This is a genomic window from Mycobacterium sp. 134 (genome assembly GCF_048282715.1).
Taxonomy (GTDB): Bacteria; Actinomycetota; Actinomycetes; order Mycobacteriales; family Mycobacteriaceae; genus Mycobacterium; species Mycobacterium septicum.
On sequence record NZ_JBLVUN010000008.1, the window covers coordinates 4,810,898 to 4,837,039 of the forward strand.

Below are 26,142 nucleotides of genomic sequence, written 5' to 3' on the forward strand. Positions count from 1 at the left end.
ACCAGAAGGGACCGACAAGTAGCGGAGCGGATTGGAGCCGATAGCCCGACAAGTAGCGGAGCGGATTGGAGCGGATGGCCCGACAAGTAGCTGCTCTGGCAGCATCTATGGAATGTCAGCCGAGAAGTTGCACGTTCACCGCTACGGCCCCGACCAGCCGCCCCGGCTGTTGCTCATCCACGGTTTGACCGGGCATGGCCAACGCTGGAAGACCCTGGCCGAACAGCACCTGCCCGAGCTGGCACTACTTGCCCCCGATCTGCTCGGGCACGGGCGCTCGTCATGGGCTGCCCCGTGGTCGCTCGACGCCAACGTCGAGGCCCTGGCCTCGCTAATGGACGGCCCCACCCTGGTGGCCGGGCATTCGTTCGGTGGTGCGGTGGCGCTCAATCTCGCTGCCACACATCCGGATCTGGTCAGCGGGCTGGTGTTGCTGGACCCCGCGGTGGAGCTCGACGGCGAATGGATGCGAGAGATCGCCGATGCCATGTTGGCCTCGCCCGACTATCCCGACCGCGCCGAGGCACGCGCCGAGAAGGCCAATGGTTCGTGGGGCGAGGTGGCCCCCGAAGAGTTGGAGCGTGACCTCGACGAGCATCTCGTCGAACTTCCCGACGGCCGCTACGGATGGCGGATCAGCACCCCGGCCATGATGGCCTACTGGAGCGAGTTGGCCCGCGCGGTCGCCCTGCCGCGCAAGGGCACTCCCACGGTCCTGGTCCGCGCCACCCGCACCAGTCCGCCGTACGCGCGCGACGGTCTCATCGGCGCGCTGAGCGAGCACCTCGGTCCGGATTTCACTCTGCTGGACTGGGATTGCGACCACATGGTGGCCCAGGCCAAACCAGCCGAAACCGCGAAACTGATCCTCGAGCAATTGGGCTGACATGCCTGCCGTGACCGAGGAACAGGTGGAGACCGTGCGGGCGCTGGTCGCCGCGATCCCGTCCGGGAAGGTGTCGACCTATGGCGACATCGCCGATGCCGCAGATCTTTCCAGCCCACGGATCGTCGCCTGGATCATGCGGACAGATTCGTCGGACCTGCCCTGGCACCGGGTGATCCTCGCCTCGGGGCGTCCCGCACCGCACCTCGCGACCCGGCAGCTGGAGCGGCTGCGCGCCGAGGGGGTGCTGGCCGTCGACGGGCGGGTACGCCTGTCCGAGTACCGGCACCGGTTCTGACCGCGAGCAGCCGAGTTACAGGATCAGCCGCACGAGCGAGGCGGTGCGCGCCAGGCCCGGGAAGGCCGCCGCGGTGGACCGTGGGTGCAGTGCGTGCACGGCCAGCCGGAACATCAACGCCCGCAACAACATCTGCGGCCATTCCGGTAGCGACTGCCATCGCTCGATCAGGCCGTCATCGGCATCGCCCCAGGACAACGCGTCGACCACCACCACGCCCGCGGCCCACGGCGCCGGTCGCCAGTACGGCGTGATGTCGGTGATTCCGGGCGCCGCCGTCCCGGCGAAAAGCACTGTGCCATAGAGGTCGCCGTGAACCAGTTGGCTCGCACTCCTGGTCGGCCTGCGCAGACCGGCCAACTGATTGATCAGCTCCACAGAGCGTTGGCCGTCCGACGAGCCGGCGAAACCCTGGCACCGGGCGGCAACGAGTGCAGCGGCCGGTCCTCCCACGCAGCCCGATCGGCGGCGATGAACACGTCGATATCGGCCCACGGCGCGACCGGGGGCTGGGTGAGGAAGCGCGGCCGCTCCAACTTCGCCGTGGCCTCGTGCAATCGCACTGCCGCCGATACCACCTCGTCATGACGGGGTTCGGGCGTGCCCGCGACGAAGGTGTCCGCCCGCCACCCGGCGACCACGTAGCGGCCGTCCGTCGAGCGGACCGGGCGGGCGAGCCGCACACCGTCGATGAACAGCGACTCCCGCACCTTCGCCGACCACGCCGCACGGGCGTGCTCGGGCACCATCGACATCACAACCTCGCCGCAGCGCCAGCCACCCTCCCAGCTAGAGCCGAGCGGTACCGGGCGCACCCCGGACAGGCCGAACGCCGCCAGCACATGTTCCGGCGGCCGTTCCACACTCACAGCCTCAGCCTAAGGTGTTGACCGGCAAACCAGCCGTCAGTACATCACCATGTCGGGCTCGAGTTGCTTGGCCCAGGCCACAATTCCGCCCTGCAGATGCAGCGCGTCGGAAAAACCGGCCTGTTTGACGATGGCGAGCACCTCGGCCGAACGGATCCCGGTCTTGCAGTACAGGACCGGTGTCCGGTCCACCGCGAGCTTGGCCAACGCATCGCCGGACTCGAACGACGGCTTCGGGATGAGTTCGGCACCCTCGATGTGATTGATATCCCACTCGACGGGTTCGCGGACGTCGATCAGCGCCAACGGTTTCCCGGAGTCGATGAGTTCCTTCAGCTCCAGCGGGGTGATCGTCGAGTCAGCCGCAGCGGCCGCAGCCTCGTCGGAGACAACGCCGCAGAAGGCCTCGTAGTCGATGAGCTCGGTGATCTTCGGAGTGGCCGGATCCTTGCGGATTCGGATGGTCCGGTACGACATCTCCAGCGCGTCGTACACCATGAGGCGGCCGAGCAGCGGTTCGCCGATGCCGGTGATGAGCTTGATGGCCTCGGTACCCATCACCGACGCGATCGAGGCGCACAGGATGCCGAGCACCCCGCCCTCGGCGCACGAGGGCACCATGCCCGGTGGCGGCGGCTCGGGATAGAGGTCGCGGTAGTTCAGCCCCAGCCCGTCGGGCGCGTCCTCCCAGAACACCGACACCTGGCCCTCGAACCGGTAGATCGAGCCCCAGACGTAGGGCTTGCCGGCCAGCACCGCAGCGTCGTTCACCAGGTAGCGGGTCGCGAAGTTGTCGGTGCCGTCCAGGATCAGGTCGTACTGGCTGAACAGCTCCACCGCATTGTCGGGCTCCAACCGGAACTCGTGCAGGTTCACCGTCACCAGCGGGTTGATCTCCAGCACCGACTCCTTGGCGCTCTGCGCCTTGGACCGGCCGATGTCGGACTGGCCGTGGATGATCTGCCGCTGCAGGTTGGACTCGTCGACCACGTCGAACTCGACGATGCCGATGGTGCCCACACCCGCCGCGGCCAGGTACAGCAGGGTCGGCGACCCCAGTCCCCCGGCCCCGATCACCAGCACCTTGGCGTTCTTCAGCCTCTTCTGCCCGATCACGCCGACGTCCGGAATGATCAGGTGCCGGCTGTAGCGCGTGACCTCTTCGCGCGTCAGCTCGGCGGCCGGCTCAACCAACGGCGGTAACGACACGTCCAAATTCGCGGACACCGTATGTCTCCTCAGTTTTTCTGGGTCGGTTCATCGTCCCAGCTGCTCGTACCCACAACGGTAATCCGGTGCACATGCTTCCCGCCGCCCGGCTACCGGCTGCCGACATGCGGTTATGCGATCGGGTAGGGCCAGGGATTGAACCGGCAGGTCAGACCGTCCGCCTTGACCGTCCCAGGGTCGAACTTGGCGGCATCGTCGTTCGAGGTGGAGAACGTCTGCTGCATCATGATCGGCGCCAACTTGCCGTTGGCCTCGCAGGCCTCGTGCCGCTGGTAGCCGATGGCGTGACCAACCTCATGGTTGATCAGGTACTGCCGATAGGAGCCGATGTCCCCCTGGAACGGCACCGCGCCGCGGACCCACCGGGCCTCGTTGACGAACACCCTGGGTTGATTCCCGTCGTAGGACGGGTTGTAGCACGACGATTCCAGCTCGATGTCGTACCCGCAGCCCTCTCGCACGGTCATCGGGGAGGTCAGCGACACCCGGAAATCGGGTTCGACGCCACTGCCGGCATCCAAGCGGGTGAACGCGAACAGCCCGTTGTGCGTCCAGCTCTTCGGGTTGGCCAGGGTCTCACTGACCATGTGGGCGAAACCTTCGTCGCCGCCGAATGCCGTGGTGTCCACGCCGTCCTCGACCTCGACGGTGTAGGTGAACGATTTCGTGGTGCCTTCACCGATCTTCGGGGTGGTGCCCGGCACGATCCGCCAGGTCCGCGCCCCGGCCTCGGTGAACTGACCACCCGCGGGCAGGATCCCGGTGGGCAGGTTCGCGTCGAACTGGGTCAGGCCCTTGGGGGGCGCACCGATGATCGCGGTGCTGGCCACGTCGATGGTCGGCGGGCCCTGCACCGGGCCCTCTTCGTCCTGGGCGGAGTGTGGGGCACTGGTGCCAGTGACGGTCTGGTACATCACCACCACGGTCAGCACGATCAGCACCGGCAACGCATACGCGCGCCAGCCGTAGGTGGACACGAAGCGGCCGATCCACGTCTGCTTACGCCACTGCTGGTGGTCGTCCCGATTGGATCTCGCACGTCCTGAATCGGCGGCAATCGGATCTCGCTGAGCGCGTAGCGGCTCCCGCCACTCATTGCGTAGCGCCGGGACACGGCCACCCCCGCGACGTCCCGGGTCGTAGGTCACCGGACCAGAATGGCACAGACTCCTGTGGATCGGTTCTCAGCGCAGCTATGCCGTGACCTCGCCGGTGTCATTTCGAAACTCCTGCCCGTTTCTCGAGCGACCGCGCGGCGAAAGTGGACCGCCACGGTAGTAGTGTCGGTGCGATCAGCGGCTCGGAAGAACATGTCCAAGTGCGCCAGAGCAATACAGATTGAGGACCTGATGAGCGATCTCGCCAACACCGCCGAGAGGCGAGGTGACAAGCCGGCGACCGGTGGTCGACGCGGCAATCGTCTGCCTCGCGATGAGCGGCGTGGACAGCTGTTGGCAGCCGCCAGTGAGGTGTTCGTCGAACGCGGTTACCACGCGGCGGGCATGGATGAGATCGCCGAACGCGCGGGCGTGAGCAAGCCTGTTCTGTATCAACACTTTTCGTCGAAGCTCGAGCTGTACCTGGCGGTGCTGCAGCGGCACGTCGACAATCTCGTGTCCGGTGTGCGCCAGGCGCTGCGCACCACCACCGACAACCGGCAGCGGTTGCGCGCGGCAGTCGAGGCGTTCTTCGATTTCATCGAGCACGACAGCCAGGGCTACCGGCTGATCTTCGAGAACGACTATGTCAGCGAGCCACAGGTGGCGGCGCAGGTGAAGGTCGCCACCGAGGCGTGCACCGACGCGGTGTTCGATCTGATCAGCCGGGATTCCGGTCTGGAGGCGCACCGCGCCAGGATGATCGCGGTCGGATTGGTGGCCATCAGCGTCGACTCGGCGCGGTACTGGCTGACCAATGACCGGCCGATCGACCGGAACACGGCCGTGGACGGCACGGTGCAGTTCGCCTGGGGCGGACTGTCACACGTGCCACTCACCCGGTCCTGATCTCAGGCGGATTCCGCTCCGACCCCGAAACCAACCCGGCGCACATCCGCGGCGCCGATCTCGACGTAGGCGATCCGGCTGTTCTGCACCAGGAATCGCCGCCCCTTCTCATCGGTCAGCGCCAGCACACCCGAATCCTTGGCGAGTGCCTCGGTTACCTGCTGCTCCACCTCGGTGGGTGTCTGCGCACTGTTGAAGGTGAGCTCGCGCGGGCTGTCCGTGACACCGATTTTGACCTCCACGCTGGACCCTTCTTTCTTTCTCGCGTCGTTTGTCGACTTCCCTGAGCAGGCTAGTGGACAGCGGGGACCCGCCGCCGCCAGCGGTCTGGCCCAGAGGTACGCCGTGCGCGAAACGCAGATACCGAACCGAGTCCTGACCGTGACCGACACGCACCGAGGTCAACCTCATCTGTCACTTCTGCCTCGATAGCATCAGTTTCGATATTGGACGAGACGACTGGGGCACCCGCATGACCAGGCACTATTCGCCGTACGACACCACCCCGACCGAGCGGTTCGGGGACCGCCCGTATGAGCCGAGCGGGTACTCCGGCCACACCCCTGACTACAACACGGACTACTCGACCGACGCCGACACGGACTACGGGTACGACGCCGACTACGACGACGAGGTCACGTTCTACGAGGACCCCATCGACCGACGCTGGATCTGGGTGGCCGCCGTCGCCGGCGCGATCCTGCTGGTCGCGGTGATCTGCACCGTGGTGATCCTGGGCGGCGGCGACAGCGGCTCGGTATCGGCCACGCTGACCTCGCCCTCGGCTCAGCCGACCCAGACCACCCAACCGGCCCAGGACGCCAGCACGAAGCCGGTTCCGCCACGGGCAGCGCCGACCGCGCCGCTGTCACCCGAGACCGTGACCACCTTGACGCCGGCACCCAGCGCGACCGCCGCACCCGCGCCTGCCGCGCCGCCAGAAGCGGCCCCGCCCGCGGGCATTGCGACCCCGAACGCCATCACCTACCGGGTGACCGGCAACCGCCAGCTCATCGACCTGGTGACCATCGTCTACACCGACGAGCAGGGCGCACTGCAGACCGACATCAACGTCGCGCTGCCCTGGGCCAAGACCGTGGTGCTCAACCCGGGTGTCACGCTCAAGTCGGTGACCGCGACGAGCGTCGCAGGGCAGCTCAACTGCTCGATCACCGACGCGTCCGGCGCCGTGCTCATCGCGCAGGCCAACAACACCATGATCACCACCTGCACGCAGTAGCGACCGAACCGAGCAGTGACGACTGGGTCTGGCGGAACTACGCCAGGCCCAGTTCCTGCATCCGGGACTGGTGGGTGTTCTGCAGCCGGCTGAAGAACTCGGCCAGCTGCGTCAGGCCCTCACCGCTGGACATCACGAGGTCGACGAGTTCGTCGTGATCGGCGAGCACGAACTGGGCCTGGGTGACGGCCTCTCCGAGGAGGCGACGCGCCCACAGCGCGAGCCGGTGCCGCTGACGATCGCTGGCCGTCACCGCGGCACGCACCTCGGCGACCACGAACTGCGAATGCCCGGTTTCGGACAGCACCGCACGCACCACCGCGGCCACCTGCTCGGGCAGCGCGTCGGCGATCTCCAGATAGAAGTCCGCGGCGAGCGCATCGCCGATGTAGGTCTTGACCAACGCCTCCAGCCATGTGCTCGGCGTGGTCATCCGGTGATAGTTCTCCAACGCCGAGGCGTACTTCGTCATCGCGGGAACGACGTCAACTCCCCTGTGCTCCAACGCATCCCGCAACAGCTCGTAATGGGCCATCTCAGCGGCGGCCATGCTCGCCATGTTGATCCGGCCGCGCAGGTTCGGCGCCATGCGCGCTTCTTCGGTGAGCCGGTAGAACGCGGCGACCTCGCCGTAGGCGAGCACCGCGAACAATTCGTTGACCCCAGGATGATCCGCCGTCACGCCCGAGTCGACCGGTTCGACGATCTGGTCCGCGGCAGGCTGAGGCGAATTCATGAGGCCAACTCTAGACGCCGTCGGGGCACCGTGATCTGCTGGCAAATGGGTCCAGATCCCGCGACCAGCTACAATGGCATCTGGTAACGGCTTCGAGCCGACTGTTTCAGCGCCCGAACCGCTACCAGGAAATGTGCGTGCACGCAGTTGGCCCGCCCTGTGGAGCTGGGCCCAACGGATCGGCAGCGCCGACGGATATGAACCGTATCCGGGCGAACCCGACCGTTTCACCGTCAAACTCGTGTGCGCTGGATGCCCATGAGGTTTGACAGTGAAAGGCCACCTCCTCCAACCATGACTCATCTGAATAAAACGTTTGCCGAGCTCGGCGTCCGCGACGAAATCGTCCGTGCACTGTCCGAGAACGGCATCGAACACCCCTTTGCCATCCAAGAACTGACCCTCCCGCTGGCGCTGGCCGGCGACGACCTGATCGGTCAGGCCCGCACCGGCATGGGCAAGACCTACGCCTTCGGGATCCCGCTGCTGCATCGCATCTCCACCGATGAGGCCCGCCCGCTCAACGGCACCCCCCGCGCCCTGATCGTCGTGCCCACCCGTGAGCTCTGTATTCAGGTTTATGGCGACCTCGCCGGAGCGGCCAAGTACCTGACCACGGGCGACCGGAAATTCTCGGTGACCTCGATCTACGGCGGCCGCCCGTACGAGCCCCAGATCGAAGCGCTGCGCAAGGGCGTCGACGTCGTCGTCGGCACCCCGGGCCGGCTGCTCGACCTGGCCCAGCAGGGACACCTGCAGCTGGGCGGGCTGTCCGTACTGGTGCTCGACGAGGCCGACGAGATGCTGGACCTGGGCTTCCTGCCCGACATCGAGCGCATCCTGCGGCTGACCCCCGACGACCGGCAGTCGATGCTGTTCTCGGCCACCATGCCCGACCCGATCATCACGCTGGCTCGCACGTTCATGAACCAGCCGACCCACATCCGGGCCGAGGCCCCGCACTCGGCGGCCACCCACGACACCACCGAGCAGTTCGCCTACCGGGCCCACGCGCTGGACAAGTCCGAGCTGGTGAGCCGGATCCTGCAGGCCGAGGGCCGCGGCGCCACGATGATCTTCACCCGCACCAAGCGCACCGCGCAGAAGGTGTCCGACGAACTCGCCGAGCGCGGATTCAAGGTCGACGCGGTGCACGGCGACCTGGGCCAGGGCGCCCGGGAGAAGGCCCTGAAGTCGTTCCGCACCGGCGCCGTCGACGTGCTGGTTGCCACCGATGTGGCGGCCCGCGGAATCGACATCGATGACGTCACGCACGTCATCAACTACCAGTGCCCCGAGGACGAGCAGGCCTACGTGCACCGCATCGGACGTACCGGCCGTGCCGGCAAGACCGGTGTGGCGATCACCCTGGTCGACTGGGACGAACTGGCCCGCTGGGAGATGATCGACAAGGCGCTGAACCTCGGCTGCCCCGATCCGGCCGAAACCTATTCCAGCTCACCGCATATCTATGAGGAGCTGGGCATCCCGGCCGACGCCACCGGGAGCATCGGCACGCCGCGCAAGGCGGCCCCCAAGCGCAGCAGCGACGAGAAGCGCATCTCGTCGGCGGACGAGGATCGTCCGGCCAAGACCAGGAACCGCAGCCGTCGGCGTACCCGCGGCGGCGAGTCGGTCACCGGACATCCCGAAGGCACCTCGGTGCCGGCAGTGGAGAGCGCCGATGCCGCGCCCGCGACCGAATCGGACGACTCCGCGGGCGACGCGGCACCTGCGGCCCGGCGCCGCCGGCGGCGCCGTCCCCGGAAGACCGAGACCGCCACGGCCGGCTGACGCCGGAAGGAAGACCTGACGGCACCAGTCCATGGTCAAACCCGAACGCCGCACCCGCGGCGACATGGCCGCCGCGGCGGCAATCGTCGCGATCGTCGCACTGGCGGCCGGCCTGATCTGGTGGACCAGTGATGCACGGGCCACCATCAGCCGGCCCGCGGCATCACCGGTTCCGTACCTGACTCCGGCGCGCGAAGTGCCTGCCGGTCTGCAGGAGCTGTGGACCACCGAAAGCCCGAAGACCACCGAACCCGTCCTCGCCGGCGGGTCGGTGGTCACCGGCGACGGATCCACGGTCGAAGGCCGCGACCCGGTCTCCGGAGCGGTGTTGTGGAGCTATGCCCGCGACCTCGAACTGTGCGGTGTGACGGCGGTGTACCAGTACGCCGTCGCGGTGTATCCGGATGTCCGCGGCTGCGGACAGGTCAGCACCGTCGACGGCAAGACCGGCACGCGCGGGCCGGCACGCACCGCCTACGCCGACCCCGAGGTCCGGCTGTCCTCCGACGGCTCCACGGTGCTCTCTGCCGGGGACAGTCGCCTCGAGCTGTGGCGATCCGACATGGTCCGGATGCTGTCCTACGGCGCGCTGGACGCACGCATCAAACCCGACGTACCGGCATCACCGGTGTGCCGCCAGTTGTCGGCGGCGGCGAGTTCCTCAGCGGTGTCGGTGCTGGAATCCTGCCCGAAGAGCAAGTTCATCCGGCTCACGCTGCTGCGCCCGGCCGACGAAGAAGACACCCCCGACGTGCGCTACGTCGAGTTGCAGGACATCACCGACGAATCCGGGGCCCAGGTGGTTGCGGTATCGGGCACCACCACCGCGGTGTACCTGCCCACCCCGAAGCCGATGGTGAACGTCATCGACGAAACCGGCAAGACGCTGGCCAGCCTGCCGCTGGCCAAACCGGCCGCGCCGCAGTCGACCACCACCCGTGCCGGGGACCTGATCAGCTGGTGGACCGGCGACTCGGTGCTGGTCTTCAGTACCACCGGGACGGCCGGCCTTCAGTACAAGTTCACCGTGACGCCGTCGGGACCGCATTTCCCGGTCGGGCCTGCCACGGTGATGGCCGGGCAGCTCCTGGTTCCGGTCAACGACGGTTATGACGTCTTCGATCAGCAGACCGGTACCGGGCAGCGCCACATCGCACTGCCGCGTACGCCCAGTGTTTCGCCCGTGGTACCGGTCGTGGCCGGAGACACCGTGCTCGAACAGCGGGGCGCGCAGCTGGCGGCGCTGGGCCCCGCCTGAGACGCAGCCTGGCCGCGGCTCAGCCGATGTCGATCACGATCACGGTCGTGTTGTCACTGCCGCCGGCATCGTTGGCCACCTGAACCAACCGCCGCACCGCAACCTCGGGTTCGTCATCCGTCGCGGCACCTGCGATGTCGGCGTCCTCGGCTCCGGCGAACAATCCGTCACTACTGATCAGGAACCGGTCGCCGGGACGGCAGTCGAGATCGAACAGATCGGGCCGGATGAAGGGGCCGATGCCCAGCGCCCGGGTCAGCAGGTGACGGTGCGGGTGGAAACGGGCCTCCTCCCGGGTGATCTCACCGGCCCGCACCAGCTCCCCCGAGACGCTGTGATCGTCGGTGAGCTGACACATCACCCCGTCGCGAATCCGGTTCAACGGCGAATCCCCGATGTTGACGGCCATCGGTCCGCCCTGCTCGTCGCCGAAAATCGCCACCACCGTGAGCGTGGCGCCCGAGCTGGTGCCCGACGCGCTGACGTGTGCGAAGACCTGCTCGTTGGCCCGCTGCACCGCGCCGATGAGCCCGTCGCGGTCAGGTGCGGCGGCGAATCCGGCGGCCAGTACCTCGATCGCGATCCGGCTCGCGTGCTCGCCTGCGGGCCCGAAACCGTCGGCGACCGCGTACAGGATGCCGTCGGCGAGCAGTGAATCCTGGTTGCTCTCCCGTACCGGGCCCTGATCGGTGGCCGTCGCGGACCGTAACACCGAAGCCATCCAGATCGTCCTCTCGTCACTCCGGTGACCCCCTGCCACCGGAGAAGTGTGAGCGAGCAGCGCGCCGCGGGCCATCACGAGGGCCTCGCGGCGGTGCGCATATTCATCATCGAGCGCCGTCCGCCAGGCAGCCAGTTGCTGCTCGGTGGGGTCGCGCAGGAATTCGGCGATCTCGGCGACCGGTATCCGGGCTCCACGGAGCAACCCCACCGTCCGAGCCTGAGCAATCTGGCCCCGCGAGTAGTACCGATATCCCGTGAGTTCATCGACTGCGGCCGGCACCAATGCCCCCGACGCCGCATACGAACGCAACATCTTCGCCGACAACCCGGTCAGGGCCGCGAACTCCCCGATGCTCAGCAGTTCTTCGTTCATGTCGTCAGCATCGGGTCTGCCCGTGGGGCAAGGTCAAGGGCGCCCTAGATGTAACTCCCAGACAGGTTGTGAACGGCGTGGTGAGCGGAAGTAGGTGAGGACCTCCGGTATCGGTGTGGTTACCAAATACGCACATCCGATTACCGAGAGGTCCTCATGGTCCACGCTAATGCTTCGTTGACTCCTCGTGGGCGGTTGCGGCTTGCGCAGGCGGTTGTTGATCAGGGCTGGAGTTTGCGGCGCGCGGCTGAGCGGTTCCAATGTTCGGTGGCCACAGCCAAGAAATGGGCCGACCGTTGAGCCTGTCAAGTTTTCTGTGTAAATCGCCTGTCTGATTGTCCGTATGTGAGTTGTTGTGGTGCTTACAGATAACGTTCGATGCGCTCTGGGTAGACCAGTGCGAGTTGCTCGAGTGCCTTCTTCCAGTTGGTGACCACCTGTCCTTCCACGAGGCGTCCGGGGGCTGTGCGGCCCTGTTTCTGGCCGCGTTCCTTGGCCCGCTGTGCAGCGCGTTTGTCTTCGATGTTGCAGATCGCCAGCCACAGCAATTTCACCGCCGAGGCATCGTTGGGAAACTGTCCGCGGTTCTTGATGATCTTGCGCAGCTGATAGTTCAACGACTCGATCGAGTTGGTCGTGTAGATCACCCGGCGCAGCTCAGGCGGGAACGCCAAAAACGGGATGAACTGCTCCCACGCGCGTTCGAAAACCATTGTCACCGTGGGATTTTTCTTCCCCAGCTCCGAGGCGGCGAACGCGTCCAACTCGACGCGGGCAGCGTCGGCATCGGGTGCGGTGTAGATCGGCTTGAGCGCCGCGGCCACGGCCTTGCGGTCGGCATAGGACACGAACCGCAGCGCGTTGCGGATCAGATGCACCACGCAGGTCTGCACCGCGGCCTGCGACCAGGTCGCGGCGATCGCCTCCGGGAAGCCCGTGAGCCCGTCGCAGCACACGATCAGCACGTCCTTGACACCCCGGTTGGCCAGGTCCGCGCACACCGACGCCCAGAACGATGCGCCTTCGTTGGGCTGGACCCAGATGCCCAGGACGTGCTTGACCCCGGCCATGTCGACGCCCACAGCGATGTGCGCGGCCTTGTTGCGGGTGTGGCCGCCGTCTTTGACCTTCACGATCATCGCGTCGAGGTAGATCACCGGATACAGCGGCTCCAACGGCCGGCGCTGCCAAGCCAGCACCTCATCGGAGATCTCGTCGACGATCTTGGAGATCGTCTCGTGCGACACCTCGGTCCCGATCGTCGATTGAAGATGAAATTGTATGTCCCGCAACGTCATTCCACCCGCATACAGTGAAACGATCATGTCATCGAGACCACCGATACGGCGGGTGCCTTTGGGCACCAGCGTCGGGGTGAACGAGCCATCGCGGTCCCGCGGCACATCCAGGGGCACCGGGCCGGCCTCGGTGAGCACAGTCTTGGGTGAGCTGCCGTTGCGGGCGTTGGGCAGCACCCGGCCGGCCGGGTCGCCCTTCTCATACCCCAGATGATCGGTCAGCTCGGCGGCCAGGCCGCGTTCGAGAGCGAGCTTGATCAGCCCGGGCAGCAGCCCGCCTTCGCCGGTCAGCGCCACCTCGCCGGTATCGATCTGCGCCAGCAGATCATCGACCGCGCCCGACGCCCGAAGCGCCTCGGCCATCTCCACCGTGGAGACCGCCTCAACCAGCACCCCATCCATGTCCTTGCCTGTTGTCACGTCCTGCGATCCTTCCGTTAACAGGACTTACACAGACCATTTGACACGCCCCGACCGTTATCGCGACGGTGGCGAAGCAGCGATGGTAGACCGGCCCAGCCGGCCGCATCGCAGTCCGTTGCGGTTGCCGAAACGACGTGAGCGGCGCATCGTCAACCTGCGCTTCACCCGGCGCTGGGGCCCACATCGCATCGCCGCTTACCTGCACCTGCCACGCTCGACCGTTGAGGCGGTGCTGCGCCGCTACCGGATGCCATTGCTGCGGCACCTGGACCAAAACACCGGGTTACCGGTACGCCGGCCCAAACCCCGCCGCTATGAGCACCCGGCTCCCGGCGACTTGGTCCATGTCGACGTCAAGAAACTGGGCCGCATCCCCGACGGGGGCGGCCATCGCAAGCTGGGTCGCCAAGCCGGCCGGCGCAACCGCTGCGGCATGGGATACACGTTCTTGCACCACGCCGTTGATGACCACTCCCGGCTGGCCTACTCCGAGGACCTCACCGACGAACGCAAAGAAACCGCCGCGGGATTCTGGAAACGCGCCAACGCGTTCTTCGCCGACCACGGCATCACCGTCAAACGAGTGTTGACCGACAATGGATCCTGTTACCGGTCAAAGAATTTCGCTGAAGCGCTCGGCCCCGACATCACCCACAAGAGGACCCGGCCCTACCGGCCACAGACCAACGGCAAAGTCGAGCGATTCAACCGCACCCTGACCACCGAATGGGCCTATGCGCAGACCTACCGCTCTGAGGCCGAACGCGCCGGAACCTACCAGCACTGGCTGCATCACTACAATCACCACCGACCCCACACCGGCATCGGCGGAATGACACCAATCGAGCGCCTACGCGTTCACAACCTACCCGTGAAGAACACCTAGACCACCTCAGGCGTGAAAGTCGGCAGCTTCTTGCCGGACTTCCAGTGCTTGAGCAGGGCCTGGGCCAGCTCGCGGTAGGCCAGCCCGCCCTTGCTCTTACGGCCGGCCAGCACCGAGGACCCCGACGCGCTGGCCTCGGCGAACCGGACCGTACGCGGAATCGGCGGAGCCAAGACCGGCAGCTCGTACCGGTCGGCGACATCCAGCAGCACGTCACGGCTGTGTGTGGTGCGGGAATCGTAGAGCGTCGGCAGCGCCCCCAGCAGCGCCAGCTCGGGATTGGTGATCTGCTGCACGTCGGAGATGGTGCGCAGGAACTGGCCGACACCGCGGTGCGCCAGGGTCTCGCACTGCAGCGGCACGATCACCTCGTCCGCGGCGGTCAGGCCGTTGAGCGTCAGCACCCCCAGCGACGGCGGACAGTCGATGATCACCACGTCGAAATCGGATGCGACCTTGGCCAGGGCCCGCTTGAGCGCATACTCGCGCCCGGCCCGCATCAACAGCATGGCCTCGGAGCCCGCCAGGTCGATGTTGGCAGGCAGCAGCGTCATCCCCTCGGCCGTCTCGACCAGGGCCGCCCCCGGCTCGACGTCGCCGAGCAATACCTCATGTACCGATACCGGCAGTTTGTCCGGGTCGTGTCCCAATGAAAACGTCAGACAGCCTTGCGGATCCAGATCGACCAGCAGCACCCGCCGCCCCTGCTCGGACATCGCCGCACCCAGCGACGCCACCGTAGTCGTCTTGGCTACCCCACCCTTTTGATTGGCGACCGCTAATACTCGCGTCACACCTTCATCCAAGCACGCTCTCGGCGGCATTGCCGGAACGTGCGGCAGAATCGCCGTTGTGAGCGACCGCCTGCACCGCCTGATCCTGCTCCGCCACGGCGAGACCGAGTGGTCGGCGACCGGCAGGCATACCGGCCGCACCGAGCTGGAACTCACCGAGACCGGACGCGAACAGGCCGTGCTGGCCCGCCCCGCACTTGCCGAGCTGCAGTTGAGCGACCCGCTGGTGATCAGCAGCCCCCGGCGCCGCGCGCTGGACACCGCCGAGCTGGCGGGCCTGCACGTCGACGAGGTCAACCCGGTGCTGTCCGAGTGGGATTACGGCGACTACGAGGGACTGACCACCCCGCAGATCCGCCAGACCGTGCCCGATTGGCTGGTGTGGACGCATGGTTGCCCCGGCGGGGAGACCGTCGCGCAGGTCAGTGACCGGGCCGACCGCGCCGTGGCGTTGGCGCTGGCGCATGTACCCACCCGGGACGTGGTGTTCGTCGGGCACGGGCATTTCTCCCGCGCGATGTTGACCCGCTGGACGGAACTGCCGGTGGCCGAAGGCATCCGGGTATCGATGGTCCCCGCTTCTCTCGCGGTATGCGGTTTCGAGCACGGTGTACGCCAGATCACCGCGCTGGGTCTGACCGGTCACCCCAACCCGTGCCTGTCGCAGTGAATCCGTCGTTCGTACTGGCCGGTCCCTCCGGCGCCGTCCTCGCCGAAGGTGTGCGCGCCGGATTCGCCGACATCGCCGACGCCCAGACAGCACTACGCGACGGAACACCGATTGTGCTGGGCGCGTTGCCATTCGACCTGACGTCACCCGCTTCTCTCTACGAACCCGAGACGGTTCGGTTCACCGATGCACTGCCGGACTGGCCCGCGAGCCCGCCTCCGGCAGTGGTGGACCGCGACACCCTGCCGCCCGGTCCGGTGCACCGCGCACGGGTGGCCGAGGCGATCCGTCAGCTGCGCGACCCGCAGATCCCGATCGACAAGGTGGTGCTGGCCCGAGCGCTGCGGCTGACCGCGGATTCCCCGTGGGACGTGCGCAGTGTGCTGCGCAGGCTGGCCGACGCCGACCCGGCCGCCACCGTCTACCTGGCCGACCTGTCCGCGGCCGGCGGCTCCCACGCCGGCACCGCCCTGGTGGGTGCGAGCCCCGAGCTGTTGGTGGCGCGCGAGGGCGAGACGGTGATCTGCCAGCCGTTCGCCGGGTCGGCACCGCGGTCGGCAGATCCGCAGATCGATGCGGCCAACGCCGCCTCACTGGCCGCTTCGGCCAAGAACCGTCACGAACATCAGCTGGTGGTCGACGTCCTGCGCCAGGCTCTCGATCCGTTGTGCGTGGATCTGCAGATCGCCGAAGAGCCCCAGCTGCACGGCACCGACGCGCTGTGGCACCTGAGCACCCCGGTGGTGGGCACGCTGCGCGAAAAGCGCACCACGGCAATCGATCTGGCTCTCGCGCTGCATCCCACTCCCGCAGTCGGCGGGGTTCCGGCCGACCGCGCCGCGGCCTTGATCGGCGAACTGGAGGGCGATCGCGGGTTCTACGCCGGTGCCGTCGGGTGGTGCGACAGCCGAGGTGACGGACGCTGGGTGGTCTCGATCCGCTGCGCGGTGTTGTCCGCGGACCGATACACGGCACTGGCCAGTGCGGGCGGCGGTATCGTCGCCGAATCCGATCCAGATGACGAAGTCGACGAGACCACAACGAAATTCCGAACCATCCTGACTGGACTAGGGGCAACATGAGCGAGTTGATCCGCCGGGACGGCCCGGCGACGAGGTCGAGATCACCGCGATGATTCGCGAGTTGGCCGAGTTCGAACGGGCCGCAGACGAGTGCACGGTGACCGAAAAGCAGATGCACACGGCGCTTTTCGGCGACCGCCCGGTGGCGTACGCGCACATGGTGGAGGTCGACGGGCAGGTTGCCGCGACCGCGGTGTGGTTCCTGAACTTCTCCACCTGGGACGGCGTCGCCGGGCTCTACCTGGAGGACCTCTATGTGCGTCCGGCATTCCGGCGTCGCGGGCTGGCCCGGAAACTGTTGTCCACGTTGGCCGGTGAATGCATCGAGCAGGGCTACACCCGGATGACCTGGGCGGTACTGAACTGGAATGTCAACGCCATCGCGCTGTACGACGCCGTCGGCGGCAAGCCGCAGACCGAGTGGACCACCTACCGGGTCTCCGAACCCGAGCTTTCGACCCTGGCCGCCGAGCGCCGCGGTTAACCGCGCCGGGTGATCCAGTCCACCGAGGACGGGCTGAACAGCAGACCCAGCGTCACCAGGGCGAGCAATCCGACCAGGACGCCGTACACGACGTGGTGCGAGGTGATCACGTACCAGGCCACGGGCAGCAACAGCAGGTTGGTCAGCACCGCGATCCCACGGCCCCAGCGCCGAGCGGTGATCAGCGCCCAACCGCCGGCGAGCACCCCGGCACCGATCAGCACGAACCAGATCGCGGTGCCGTAACCGCTGACGATGTGCTGGTCGGCACCGGCGACCGCGCGCACCAGGAGCACGATCGCCATGATCAGCGCGGCGATCCCTTCGGCGGCGGTCAGAAATCCTGCGTACCGGATGGAGGGAGGCTGGATCACGACTGCCGCTCCGCGAGGTAGCGCACCGCGTACTCGTATCCGGCCGGACCCGCTCCGGCGATCACCACCTGCGCGACGGCCGACACGTACGAGTGGTGCCGGAACGGTTCCCTGGTGTGGATATTGCTCAGGTGCACCTCCACGACCGGCAGTTCGGCGGCACTCAGTGCGTCGCGGATCGCCACCGAGGTGTGGCTGTAGGCAGCGGGATTGATGATGATGCCCGCGCACTCGCCACGGGCCGCCTGGATCGCGTCGACGAGCACGCCCTCGTGGTTGCTCTGCACGGCGCGGACCTCGAAGCCGAACCCGGCGGCCAACTCGGTCACCCGCTGCTCGATCTGAGCCAGGGTGGTGGACCCGTAGATTTCGGGCTGCCGGGTGCCGAGCATGTTGAGATTCGGCCCGTTGACGAGCAACAGACAAGGCTTCACAGGGCGTTCGGTCACCTCCGTACGGTACCGGCGCAGGGGTCCCCGCAGGCAAGACGCACGCCTGCCACACTGACCGCGTGTCGAGCGTCAACCTCTGCCCGTGCGGTACCGGCCGCGCCTACACCGACTGCTGCGGGCCGCTGCACGCCGGCGCCCGCCCGGCCCCGACCGCCGTCGCACTGATGCGGTCACGGTTCAGCGCCTTCGCCGTTGGCGACGCCGCCTATCTGCTGACCTCATGGCATCCCGACACCCGCCCGGCCGATCTGACCCTCGACGAGACCATCACCTGGCGGCGGTTACAGATCGTCGACACCGACGCTGGCGGTGAGGCCGACGCCACCGGTGTGGTCGAGTTCCGCGCCCAATACGTCCACGGCGGCAGCAGGCACATCCTTCATGAACGCAGTCGTTTCCAGCGGGTGAAGGGTGAGTGGCGCTACGTGGACGGGGAGATCTACGAATAACGGCGGGACACCTCGCCCGGTTAGGCTCATGCCCCGTGCGTGCCGTGCTGATCGTCAACCCGAACGCCACCTCGACCACCCCGGCGGGTCGTGACCTGCTCGCCCATGCGCTGGAAAGCCGGGTGACGCTGACCGTCGAACACACCAACCACCGAGGTCACGCCATCGAGATCGCCAGTGACGCCGCCCGTGACGGGGTGGATGTGCTGATCGTGCACGGCGGCGACGGCACGGTCAACGAGGTGGTCAACGGCGTGCTCGGGGACTGCGGAACGCGCCCCGATGCTGGCTTGGCCCCCGCGGTGGCAGTCGTCCCGGGAGGTTCGGCCAACGTCTTCGCCCGGGCGCTGGGCATCAGCCCCGATCCCATCGAGGCCACCAACCAGCTCGTCGACCTGCTCGGCGGCTATCGGATGGGACGTCCGTGGCGCCGGATCGGCCTGATGGACTGCGGCGAGCGCTGGGGCGTGTTCACCGCGGGCATGGGCGTGGACGGTGACGTGGTGGCGGCCGTCGAGGCCCAGCGCGAAAAGGGACGCAAGGTCACCGCATCGCGCTACATCCGGGTGGCCATCCGCGAGTTCCTGGCCAGCGCACGCAAGGAACCGACCCTGACGCTGCAGCTGCCGGGCGCCGACCCGGTCGGCGGGGTGCATTTCGCGTTCGTGTCGAACTCCAGTCCGTGGACGTATGCGAACAGCCGCCCGGTGTGGACGAACCCCGACACGACGTTCGACACCGGCCTTGGCGTGTTCGCCACCACGAGCATGAACGTCTGGGCGAATCTGCGCCTGGTCCGGCAGATGGTGGCACGCAATCCGCGCCTGGAGGCCAAGCACCTGATCCGTGAGGACAACGTCTCGTCGGTCACCGTGACGAGTAACACGCCTGCCGCGTGCCAGATTGACGGAGATTACATCGGCGAGCGCGAAACCATGACGTTCACGTCGGTTCCCGAGGCGCTGAGCGTCGTCGCACCGACGAAGAAAACTGATTGACCTGCGCAAACACACCGCTTAAGGTGGAATTAGGGCGCAGCTAGATTGGAAGTGTAGTACACAGGAGCGAGGGGCTGGGACACCGACCCCGCCAGTGACTTTGCCCACGTGTTAACTCAATGCTATTGACATCTGTTCAGCCTGTGAAAGCATCAATGCAACAGTGCAGAAACATTCGTGTGCACGCGTTAACAGCCGAAGAAAATCTAGTGCGCTTCGCCGCGCACGCATGACATGTCTAACGAGGAGTTTGATCATTATGGATTGGCGCCACAAGGCCGTCTGTCGCGACGAAGATCCGGAGCTGTTCTTCCCCGTGGGAAACAGTGGCCCGGCGCTCGCTCAGATCGCTGACGCGAAGCTGGTGTGCAACCGTTGCCCCGTAACCACTGAGTGCCTCACCTGGGCCTTGGACTCCGGCCAGGACGCCGGCGTGTGGGGTGGGATGAGCGAGGACGAGCGTCGTGCGCTCAAGCGTCGCAACGCCCGCACCAAGGCCCGCACCGGAGTCTGACCCTTCGGTCCAGATCCGACGCAAGCTATGGCCCCGACGAATGTCGGGGCCATAGCTTATTTTTGTGCCAATTTCCGTAGCAAATTGCGTAATTGTCGTCACATTTCGTATTGACGCAACTGCGTAATTCCTTCAGTGGCACTGGCGTCCCACTGTGGAGGTCCTGTGAACCCGCCGGCCGGCCTCACTGGATCCCGCGACCGCGCCGCCCGATGGGCACCCGCAGCACCACATCGGTTCCTCCCGAATCGACGTCGTGCATACCCAGCGAGCCGTCCAATTCCGCGGTCACCAACGTGCGGACGATCTGCAGACCCAACCGGTCGGACTTCTCCAGACTGAACCCGTCGGGCATTCCCCGCCCGTCGTCGTGCACCACGACATCGAGCCAGCGGGCCGACCGCTCGGACCGGATCGTCACGCACCCCTGCGGCGTGTTCGCGTCGAAGGCGTGCTCGATGGCGTTCTGCACCAATTCGGTGATCACCATGATCAGCGCAGTCGCGCGATCGGCGTCGAGCACACCGAGGGCACCGTCGCGGTTGATCCGGATCGGGGTGTCCACCGAGGCGACATCGTTCATGATCGGCAGGATCCGGTCGATCACCTCGTCGAGGTTGACCTCCTCGTCGACCGACATCGACAACGCGTCGTGCACCAGCGCGATGGAGGACACCCGCCGCACCGATTCGATCAGTGCCTCGCGGGCCTCCAGATTGTTGGTCCGGCGCGCCTGCAGGCGCAGCAGGGCCGCCACGGTCTGCAGATTGTTCTTCACCCGGTGATGGATCTCCCGGATGGTGGCGTCCTTGCTCAGCAAGGCGCGGTCACGGCGTTTGACCTCTGTGACGTCGCGGATCAGGACAGCGGCACCGACCGCATCGCCGTGCACGACCAGCGGCAGGGTCCGCAACAACACCGCGGCACCACCGGCGTCGACCTCCATCCGCATGCTGGAACCGCCGGCCAGCGAGTCACGCACGTGGTTGGCCAGTTCCTGGGCCTCGAACGGGTCGGAGATCAACGGACGGGTGACGGTCACAAGATTGTGCCCGTCGAGTTCGGAGGCCAGCCCCATTCGGTGATAGGCCGAGATGGCGTTGGGGCTGGCGAACACCACGTCGCCGACCCCGTCGAGGCGGATGAACCCGTCGCCCACCCGCGGGCTGGAACGCGACATGGCCAGGTCGCCGACATTGGGGAAGGTGCCCTCGGACAGCATGTGCAACAGGTCGCTCGCACAGTCCAGGTAGGCGCCCTCCAGGGGGCTGGCCATCCGGCGGGTGGCCAGCGCGGTCTGGTGGGTCAGCACCGCCACCACGTGATCGCGGTGCCGCACCGGCACCGCTTCCACGTTCAGGCCGGGCAGATCGGGCGAATGTCGTTGCGTACCACCGTTTCCCCGCCCGATCGCCCCGGACTCGAAAGCCGTGGTGACGACGGGGAGGTCTGCGGCCGCCGCCAGTGTGCCGACCGAGTCGGCCAGCAATACGGTGGGGGCGGTGTTGGGGCGCACCTGCGCGACGCACACCAGGACGCCGTCGTCGCGACGCACCCACATCAGGTAGTCGGCGAACGAAAGGTCGGCCAACAGCTGCCACTCCCCGACCACCGCGTGCAGGTGGTCCACCGCGCTGCCGGGCAGCACGGTGTGCTCGGCGAGCAGGTCACCGAGGGTGGACATCAGCCGTCTCGCAGGTCAGTCGATCACCGCGATGAGATCGCCGGCCTGGATCACGTCACCCTCGGCGACGTTGACCTTGGTCACAGTGCCCGCGACCTCGGCGAGGACCGGGATCTCCATCTTCATCGACTCGAGCAGCACCAGGGTGTCCCCCGCACCGATCTGATCGCCCTCGTGAACCACGACCTCGAGCACACTGGCCACGATTTCGGCGCGAACGTCCTCGGCCATCTTCACCCCACTTCACTACGGCTGCTAACCCGACTACTTCTGCGGCCTATATCGAACCACAACCCCGGGTGGTCAGCGCCGCCCCCGGGTCATGAGACACTAGGGAGCAAGCTCTTACACCATCTGGAGGATCATCATGGCGAAGCGTGGCCGCAAGAAGCGGGACCGCAAGCACTCGAAGGCGAACCACGGCAAGCGCCCCAACGCCGGTTCGAAGTCAGTGCGCTAGCCACTCAGGCTGACTGTGACCGCCCGACTCCCTTCGGAGATCGGGCGGTTTGTCGTCTGGCCGCAAGGGGCTAAGCGCCCCGTCAGCCCCGGATGATCGTGGTCTGGCTGATCTGGATGCGCAGCCGCTCCCGCAGCCCGTCAGGGGCCTTCTCACCGCTGCACTTGGACGCGATCAGCCGCTTCACCCGCTCCTCTACCCCGTAATGACGGAGGCAGGCCGGGCATTCTTCGAGGTGATGCTTGAGCTTGTCGCGGCTCTCCGCGGTGCATTCACCGTCGAGCAGCGTCCATACCTCGGCGATCACCGCGGCACAGTCCGGGTGCTCGGGATCAACGGGACCGATCGGCGGGGTCCAGCGTTCGTCCTCATCGTGCTTCTCGCTCATGACGACACCTCCTCCGGCGCACCAACCTGCTGACCTCGGATGAAGCCGCGATCCCTGGCCACGTCCGCCAGCAGTTCGCGCAGCTGCTTGCGGCCGCGGTGCAGTCGGGACATCACGGTCCCGATGGGAGTATCCATGATCTCGGCGATCTCCTTGTAGGGGAAACCCTCGACGTCGGCGTAGTACACCGCCATCCGGAATTCCTCGGGCAATGCCTGCAGCGCTGCCTTGATCTCGGTGTCGGGCAGCGCCTCGAGTGCCTCGACCTCCGCCGATCGCAGACCGGTCGACGAGTGCTCGGCGTTGGCCGCCAGCTGCCAGTCGGTGATCTCGTCGGTCGGGTACTCGGCGGGTTGGCGCTGCTTCTTGCGGTAGCTGTTGATGTAGGTGTTGGTCAGGATGCGGTACAGCCATGCCTTGAGGTTGGTGCCCTCGCGGAATGACCGGAAGCCGGCGTAGGCCTTGACCATGGTTTCCTGCAGCAGGTCCTCCGCGTCGGCGGGGTTGCGGGTCATCCGCAGGGCGCCACCGTAGAGCTGGTCCAGCAGCGGGATGGCATCGCGTTCGAACCGGGCGGTCAGCTCGGCATCGGTTTCGGCAGGCTGCGGCGTATCAGGCTCAGCCTGCTCGACGTCAGTCATCGTGGGAAACACCTTCCCTTCTGTAACGGCGCCACCAAGAGCTCCGGAATACCACTGGGTATCCGGCGACCGTTCCAGGCATACGGTTGGCACCAGAATCCTCCTTACAGATCCTAGAGCGTGCTACGGACAAGTAGCGCTGAGCAGGTGTCGAGAGCAATAACAGCATGCGAGGGCCATGATGTTCCCGACTACGCTGAGCGCCGTGGCACGTGCAGCGACACCCGCGATCGCCGCTCTGGTGGCGGCAGGCATCGACCACGAAGTGGTGGCCTACCAGCACGACCCTCGCAACGAGTCGTTCGGCGACGAGGCCGTGGCCCAGTTGACGGCCGACGGCATAGTCGCAGAGCAGGTGTTCAAGACGCTTGTCATCGCACTGCCCAAAGGGTTGGCGGTGGCGGTACTGCCCGTGCCCCGGAAGCTGTCCCTCAAGGCCGCGGCGGCCGCGCTGGGCGTTCCGAAGGCAGAAATGGCGGACCCGGTCGCCGCTCAGCGGTCCACCGGGTACGTCGTGGGCGGCATCTCCCCGCTGGGCCAGCGCAAGCGCCTGCCGACAGTCGTCGACACGTCGGCGCTGGCCTTCGACAAGGTGCTCTGCAGCGCCGGTAAACGCGGCCTGGACGTCGCGCTGTCACCCGAGGACCTGATCCGCGCGACATCGGCGGTGACAGCCGATATCGGCGTTCCCGCCTGAACCGGTGAGACCGCGACATCGGCATGTCGCAATCGGAAACCTGTCGGTGTGCCGATCAGTGATTTACACCACGACTCCGGCCGGATTGCATGGACCCGACGAGGAAGGCGGGTGCACATGACGATCAGCGTGGCCGAACGGGCGGAACTGGCCGCCGCGGTCTCCGAGCTGTTGCACGGCGAATGCACCGAGCAGGACGTGCGCCGGGTGATCGACACCGACGACGGGTTCGACCGCGATCTGTGGCGCAAGCTCGCCGCCCAGGGCGTCACCGGCCTGCTGGTCGACAGCGAGTACGGCGGGGTCGGTCTCGGCGCCCTCGAGCTAGAGGCCGTCGCCGAGGCGACCGGGGCTGCGCTGCTGCCGGCACCGTTCCTGTCCAGCGCGGTCCTGGCGTCGGCACTGATCGAGGCGGCGGGCACCGACGCCGACAAGCAGCGTCTGCTGCCCGACCTGGTGGCCGGAACCTCGGTGGGGACCGTCGCGGTGACCGGTGCCCGCGGCACCTGGGCACGGGAGGGCGTCGCGGTACGCGCCGCGGTCGCGGATGCCCCGGGGGACGCCGGCTACACGCTGACCGGCAACGCGCACTACGTCATCCACGGGCAGGTATCCGACGTGATCCTGGTGGTGGCCCGCGTCAACGGAGACTTCGGCGTCTTTCAGATCGCTCCCGATGCCGAGGGCTTCGAGCGCACGGCCGCAACGGTCTTCGACCCGACCGTCCCCCTGTCGACGTACACGTTCGACGGCACCCCGGCCCGCCGGATCGGCACCACCGGGTGGGACGCGGTGCAGCAGGCCCTCGATCTCGCGGTGATCGCACTGGCCGGCGAACAGGTAGGCGGGGCACGGCGGATCTTCGACATCACCGTGGAATACCTCAAGACCCGGATCCAGTTCGGCCGCCCCATCGGCAGCTTCCAGGCCCTCAAGCACATGGCGGCCGACCTGCTGGTGCAGGTGGAATCGGCCACCTCGGCCGCCCAGCACGCCGCGGCCGAGCAGGCGTCCGGTAGCGAAAAGGCCGGCGGTGCAATCGCTCTGGCCGGATTCGCGTGCGCAGAGGCCTACCACACGACGGCGTTGTCGGCGATCCAGATGCACGGCGGTATCGCCTTCACCTGGGAGCACCCGGCACACCTGTTCCTGCGGCGCGCCCGCACCGGCCTGCAACTGCTCGGCGGCTCGGGACTGCACCGAGAGCGCTACCTCTCGTCGAAAGGCGCCTGAAGATGACTGCCAACGACCTGCCCAGCGCCGATCAACTGCGCACCGAGGTGCGCGAATGGCTCGCCCAGAACTGGTCCGGGCTACCGAAATCCACCAATCCGTGGGTCAGCTCCCCTGAGCGGGTGGCCTGGCTGCAGACGGTGCTCGACGCGGGCTACGCCGTGCCGACGTACCCCACCCAGTGGTTCGGGCGGGAATACCCGAGTCCACTGGCCGCGGTCATCGAACAGGAATTCCGGGCGGTCAAGGCGCCCGGTGCGCGCCAGGACAAATACAGCATCCCGGCCAACACCGCGCTCAAGTTCGGCACCGAACAGCTCAAGAACGACCTGCTGCGCGACTTCCTGACCGAACAGGCCCGCACCTGTCTGCTCTACAGCGAACCGGGCGCCGGATCGGACCTCGCGGCGGTGCGCACCACCGCGGTCCGCGACGGTGACGAGTGGGTGGTCAACGGCCAGAAGGTGTGGACGTCGGGTGCCACCACGTCGGAGTACGCGCTGCTGATCGCGCGTACCGACTGGGACGTTCCCAAACACAAAGGCTTGAGCTTCTTCATGATTCCGATGCGTCAGCCCGGCATCGATGTCCGTCCGCTGGTCCAGATCACCGGCGAATCGCACTTCAACGAGGTGTTCATCACCGACGCGCGGGTGTCCGATGCCTACCTCCTGGGCGGCGAGGGCAACGGATGGCGGGTGCTGCAGACCGCGCTGGCCTACGAGCGGTCCATCATGGGCGACGGCGGACGCGGCTCGCGCAATCGGACCCGGGCCGACGATCTCATCGGCCTGGCCCGCGAGCATGGGCGCCTGGAGGATCCGGCTGTCCGCAAGGAACTGGCGAACGTGCTGGCGTTGCGTGAACTCAACTCCCTCAACAACGCCCGCGCCAAAGCCGCAGCGGCACAAGGTACATCCAGCTCGATCATGTCGCTGGGCAAGCTGGCGATGTCGCACATCCTGCATGCGGAGGCACGTCTCAAGACCGAGATCATCGGTGCGGAAGCACTTTTGGCGGGCCCCGACAACCCCGAGGCCGACGACATCAACTTCCTGACCCTCAACGCGTTCTTCACGTCGATCGGAGGCGGCACCGACCAGATCCAGCGCAACATCATCGGCGAGCGGGTCCTGGGACTGGCCAAGGAACCCGAGGTCGATCGCGACATCCCGTTCCGCCAGGCGCGCCGGAGCTGACAC

29 protein-coding genes and 3 pseudogenes are annotated in these 26,142 nt (G+C 66.8%); 18 read left to right on the top strand and 14 right to left on the bottom strand.

Annotated elements, in window-relative coordinates; translation table 11 throughout:
• Nucleotides 1–112: 112 nt before the first annotated feature.
• On the top strand, nt 113–886 hold the full coding sequence (locus tag ACNQVK_RS27675; protein ID WP_418032090.1) for an alpha/beta fold hydrolase: 774 nt from the start codon (nt 113–115) through the stop codon (nt 884–886).
• A 1-nt stretch (nt 887) separates the two neighbouring features.
• The gene (locus tag ACNQVK_RS27680; RefSeq protein WP_211158080.1) at nt 888–1,184 is read left to right on the top strand and encodes an MGMT family protein; all 297 of its coding nucleotides are present in this window, start codon (nt 888–890) and stop codon (nt 1,182–1,184) included.
• Between the two features lie 15 nt (nt 1,185–1,199).
• Here the strand turns inward: ACNQVK_RS27680 and ACNQVK_RS27685 are convergent.
• The 3 genes and pseudogenes from ACNQVK_RS27685 to ACNQVK_RS27695 all read right to left on the bottom strand — a co-directional run bounded on the left by ACNQVK_RS27685 (nt 1,200) and on the right by ACNQVK_RS27695 (nt 4,431).
• A pseudogene (locus ACNQVK_RS27685) lies at nt 1,200–2,053 on the bottom strand (TIGR02569 family protein).
• 36 nt (nt 2,054–2,089) lie between these two features.
• Entirely contained in the window at nt 2,090–3,268 is a 1,179-nt protein-coding gene (moeZ, locus tag ACNQVK_RS27690; RefSeq protein ID WP_418034372.1) for an adenylyltransferase/sulfurtransferase MoeZ, read from the bottom strand.
• Nucleotides 3,269–3,393: 125 nt separating this feature from the next.
• Nucleotides 3,394–4,431, bottom strand: a complete 1,038-nt coding sequence (locus ACNQVK_RS27695; RefSeq protein WP_418032091.1) for a DUF3152 domain-containing protein — start codon at nt 4,429–4,431, stop codon at nt 3,394–3,396.
• A gap of 201 nt (nt 4,432–4,632) precedes the next feature.
• Here ACNQVK_RS27695 and ACNQVK_RS27700 point away from each other — a divergent pair, with 201 nt between their 5' ends.
• Nucleotides 4,633–5,289, top strand: coding sequence for a TetR/AcrR family transcriptional regulator (locus tag ACNQVK_RS27700; protein ID WP_003882780.1), 657 nt, complete (start codon nt 4,633–4,635; stop codon nt 5,287–5,289).
• A 2-nt stretch (nt 5,290–5,291) separates the two neighbouring features.
• Here the strand turns inward: ACNQVK_RS27700 and ACNQVK_RS27705 are convergent, their stop codons facing one another.
• A complete protein-coding gene (locus ACNQVK_RS27705) occupies nt 5,292–5,531 on the bottom strand; it encodes a DUF3107 domain-containing protein (protein WP_044516780.1) in 240 nt (79 codons plus the stop codon).
• Between the two features lie 230 nt (nt 5,532–5,761).
• Here ACNQVK_RS27705 and ACNQVK_RS27710 point away from each other — a divergent pair, with 230 nt between their 5' ends.
• Nucleotides 5,762–6,529 carry a hypothetical protein gene (locus ACNQVK_RS27710; protein ID WP_418032092.1) on the top strand — a complete coding sequence of 256 codons (768 nt, stop codon included), beginning with the start codon at nt 5,762–5,764 and terminating at the stop codon, nt 6,527–6,529.
• A 37-nt stretch (nt 6,530–6,566) separates the two neighbouring features.
• Here the strand turns inward: ACNQVK_RS27710 and ACNQVK_RS27715 are convergent, their stop codons facing one another.
• Complete coding sequence (locus ACNQVK_RS27715; RefSeq protein ID WP_418032093.1) at nt 6,567–7,265, bottom strand: ferritin-like fold-containing protein; 699 nt, start codon at nt 7,263–7,265, stop codon at nt 6,567–6,569.
• A 294-nt stretch (nt 7,266–7,559) separates the two neighbouring features.
• On the opposite strand from ACNQVK_RS27715, the gene ACNQVK_RS27720 reads away from it, so the two are divergent.
• Complete coding sequence (locus ACNQVK_RS27720) at nt 7,560–9,059, top strand: DEAD/DEAH box helicase (protein WP_418032094.1); 1,500 nt, start codon at nt 7,560–7,562, stop codon at nt 9,057–9,059.
• Between the two features lie 31 nt (nt 9,060–9,090).
• The gene (locus ACNQVK_RS27725; protein WP_418032095.1) at nt 9,091–10,317 is read left to right on the top strand and encodes a hypothetical protein; all 1,227 of its coding nucleotides are present in this window, start codon (nt 9,091–9,093) and stop codon (nt 10,315–10,317) included.
• A gap of 19 nt (nt 10,318–10,336) precedes the next feature.
• Here ACNQVK_RS27725 and ACNQVK_RS27730 read toward each other — a convergent pair whose 3' ends face one another.
• Nucleotides 10,337–11,413, bottom strand: a complete 1,077-nt coding sequence (locus ACNQVK_RS27730) for a MerR family transcriptional regulator (protein ID WP_418032096.1) — start codon at nt 11,411–11,413, stop codon at nt 10,337–10,339.
• A gap of 156 nt (nt 11,414–11,569) precedes the next feature.
• Between ACNQVK_RS27730 and ACNQVK_RS27735 the strand changes: the two are divergent.
• Nucleotides 11,570–11,710: pseudogene (locus ACNQVK_RS27735) on the top strand (helix-turn-helix domain-containing protein); the annotation flags it as partial.
• A 65-nt stretch (nt 11,711–11,775) separates the two neighbouring features.
• On the opposite strand, the gene ACNQVK_RS27740 reads toward ACNQVK_RS27735, so the two are convergent.
• Complete coding sequence (locus ACNQVK_RS27740) at nt 11,776–13,131, bottom strand: IS256 family transposase (RefSeq protein ID WP_079890061.1); 1,356 nt, start codon at nt 13,129–13,131, stop codon at nt 11,776–11,778.
• On the opposite strand from ACNQVK_RS27740, the gene ACNQVK_RS27745 reads away from it, so the two are divergent.
• Complete coding sequence (locus ACNQVK_RS27745) at nt 13,022–14,020, top strand: IS481 family transposase (RefSeq protein ID WP_418034374.1); 999 nt, start codon at nt 13,022–13,024, stop codon at nt 14,018–14,020. The two genes, ACNQVK_RS27740 and ACNQVK_RS27745, sit on opposite strands and share 110 nt — an antisense overlap.
• Here the strand turns inward: ACNQVK_RS27745 and ACNQVK_RS27750 are convergent.
• Nucleotides 14,017–14,844, bottom strand: coding sequence for a ParA family protein (locus tag ACNQVK_RS27750; protein ID WP_409549486.1), 828 nt, complete (start codon nt 14,842–14,844; stop codon nt 14,017–14,019). The genes ACNQVK_RS27745 and ACNQVK_RS27750 overlap by 4 nt on opposite strands.
• A gap of 28 nt (nt 14,845–14,872) precedes the next feature.
• On the opposite strand from ACNQVK_RS27750, the gene ACNQVK_RS27755 reads away from it, so the two are divergent.
• The 3 genes and pseudogenes from ACNQVK_RS27755 (at nt 14,873) to ACNQVK_RS27765 (ending at nt 17,050) form a co-directional block, all read left to right on the top strand.
• Nucleotides 14,873–15,484 carry an acid phosphatase gene (locus ACNQVK_RS27755; protein ID WP_418032097.1) on the top strand — a complete coding sequence of 204 codons (612 nt, stop codon included), beginning with the start codon at nt 14,873–14,875 and terminating at the stop codon, nt 15,482–15,484.
• Nucleotides 15,469–16,566 carry an isochorismate synthase gene (locus ACNQVK_RS27760; protein WP_418032098.1) on the top strand — a complete coding sequence of 366 codons (1,098 nt, stop codon included), beginning with the start codon at nt 15,469–15,471 and terminating at the stop codon, nt 16,564–16,566. The genes ACNQVK_RS27755 and ACNQVK_RS27760 overlap by 16 nt, the downstream gene beginning before the upstream one ends.
• Nucleotides 16,563–17,050: pseudogene (locus ACNQVK_RS27765) on the top strand (GNAT family N-acetyltransferase). Before ACNQVK_RS27760 ends, ACNQVK_RS27765 begins: the two are co-directional and overlap by 4 nt.
• Here the strand turns inward: ACNQVK_RS27765 and ACNQVK_RS27770 are convergent.
• Nucleotides 17,047–17,424: a hypothetical protein gene (locus ACNQVK_RS27770; RefSeq protein ID WP_418032099.1), complete on the bottom strand. Its 378-nt coding sequence runs from the start codon at nt 17,422–17,424 to the stop codon at nt 17,047–17,049. The pseudogene ACNQVK_RS27765 and the gene ACNQVK_RS27770 overlap by 4 nt on opposite strands.
• On the bottom strand, nt 17,421–17,873 hold the full coding sequence (gene aroQ, locus ACNQVK_RS27775; RefSeq protein ID WP_418032100.1) for a type II 3-dehydroquinate dehydratase: 453 nt from the start codon (nt 17,871–17,873) through the stop codon (nt 17,421–17,423). Before aroQ ends, ACNQVK_RS27770 begins: the two co-directional genes overlap by 4 nt.
• Before the next feature lie 62 nt (nt 17,874–17,935).
• Between aroQ and ACNQVK_RS27780 the strand changes: the two genes are divergently transcribed.
• The 3 genes from ACNQVK_RS27780 to whiB1 all read left to right on the top strand — a co-directional run bounded on the left by ACNQVK_RS27780 (nt 17,936) and on the right by whiB1 (nt 19,837).
• A complete protein-coding gene (locus ACNQVK_RS27780; RefSeq protein ID WP_418032101.1) occupies nt 17,936–18,325 on the top strand; it encodes a YchJ family protein in 390 nt (129 codons plus the stop codon).
• A 35-nt stretch (nt 18,326–18,360) separates the two neighbouring features.
• Nucleotides 18,361–19,323 carry a diacylglycerol/lipid kinase family protein gene (locus ACNQVK_RS27785; RefSeq protein ID WP_418032102.1) on the top strand — a complete coding sequence of 321 codons (963 nt, stop codon included), beginning with the start codon at nt 18,361–18,363 and terminating at the stop codon, nt 19,321–19,323.
• Nucleotides 19,324–19,582: 259 nt separating this feature from the next.
• On the top strand, nt 19,583–19,837 hold the full coding sequence (whiB1, locus tag ACNQVK_RS27790; RefSeq protein WP_003882795.1) for a transcriptional regulator WhiB1: 255 nt from the start codon (nt 19,583–19,585) through the stop codon (nt 19,835–19,837).
• 184 nt (nt 19,838–20,021) lie between these two features.
• Here whiB1 and ACNQVK_RS27795 read toward each other — a convergent pair whose 3' ends face one another.
• Together ACNQVK_RS27795 and ACNQVK_RS27800 are read right to left on the bottom strand one after the other, a co-directional pair.
• Nucleotides 20,022–21,521, bottom strand: a complete 1,500-nt coding sequence (locus tag ACNQVK_RS27795) for a sensor histidine kinase (RefSeq protein WP_044516751.1) — start codon at nt 21,519–21,521, stop codon at nt 20,022–20,024.
• Between the two features lie 15 nt (nt 21,522–21,536).
• The gene (locus tag ACNQVK_RS27800) at nt 21,537–21,752 is read right to left on the bottom strand and encodes a biotin/lipoyl-binding carrier protein (protein ID WP_003882798.1); all 216 of its coding nucleotides are present in this window, start codon (nt 21,750–21,752) and stop codon (nt 21,537–21,539) included.
• A 136-nt stretch (nt 21,753–21,888) separates the two neighbouring features.
• On the opposite strand from ACNQVK_RS27800, the gene ACNQVK_RS27805 reads away from it, so the two are divergent.
• Nucleotides 21,889–21,981 carry a 50S ribosomal protein bL37 gene (locus tag ACNQVK_RS27805; RefSeq protein WP_003882799.1) on the top strand — a complete coding sequence of 31 codons (93 nt, stop codon included), beginning with the start codon at nt 21,889–21,891 and terminating at the stop codon, nt 21,979–21,981.
• Between the two features lie 82 nt (nt 21,982–22,063).
• Here ACNQVK_RS27805 and rsrA read toward each other — a convergent pair whose 3' ends face one another.
• On the bottom strand, nt 22,064–22,369 hold the full coding sequence (gene rsrA, locus ACNQVK_RS27810; protein ID WP_211158068.1) for a mycothiol system anti-sigma-R factor: 306 nt from the start codon (nt 22,367–22,369) through the stop codon (nt 22,064–22,066).
• Nucleotides 22,366–23,010 (bottom strand): sigma-70 family RNA polymerase sigma factor, encoded by a 645-nt coding sequence (locus ACNQVK_RS27815; RefSeq protein WP_164480985.1) that lies wholly within the window; start codon nt 23,008–23,010, stop codon nt 22,366–22,368. The genes rsrA and ACNQVK_RS27815 overlap by 4 nt, the downstream gene beginning before the upstream one ends.
• A 205-nt stretch (nt 23,011–23,215) precedes the next feature.
• Between ACNQVK_RS27815 and ybaK the strand changes: the two genes are divergently transcribed.
• From ybaK to ACNQVK_RS27830, 3 genes are all read left to right on the top strand, one after another.
• Entirely contained in the window at nt 23,216–23,707 is a 492-nt protein-coding gene (ybaK, locus tag ACNQVK_RS27820; protein ID WP_418032103.1) for a Cys-tRNA(Pro) deacylase, read from the top strand.
• A gap of 117 nt (nt 23,708–23,824) precedes the next feature.
• Nucleotides 23,825–24,940 carry an acyl-CoA dehydrogenase family protein gene (locus ACNQVK_RS27825; protein WP_418032104.1) on the top strand — a complete coding sequence of 372 codons (1,116 nt, stop codon included), beginning with the start codon at nt 23,825–23,827 and terminating at the stop codon, nt 24,938–24,940.
• A 2-nt stretch (nt 24,941–24,942) separates the two neighbouring features.
• Nucleotides 24,943–26,139, top strand: a complete 1,197-nt coding sequence (locus tag ACNQVK_RS27830; protein WP_418032105.1) for an acyl-CoA dehydrogenase family protein — start codon at nt 24,943–24,945, stop codon at nt 26,137–26,139.
• Nucleotides 26,140–26,142: the final 3 nt, after the last annotated feature.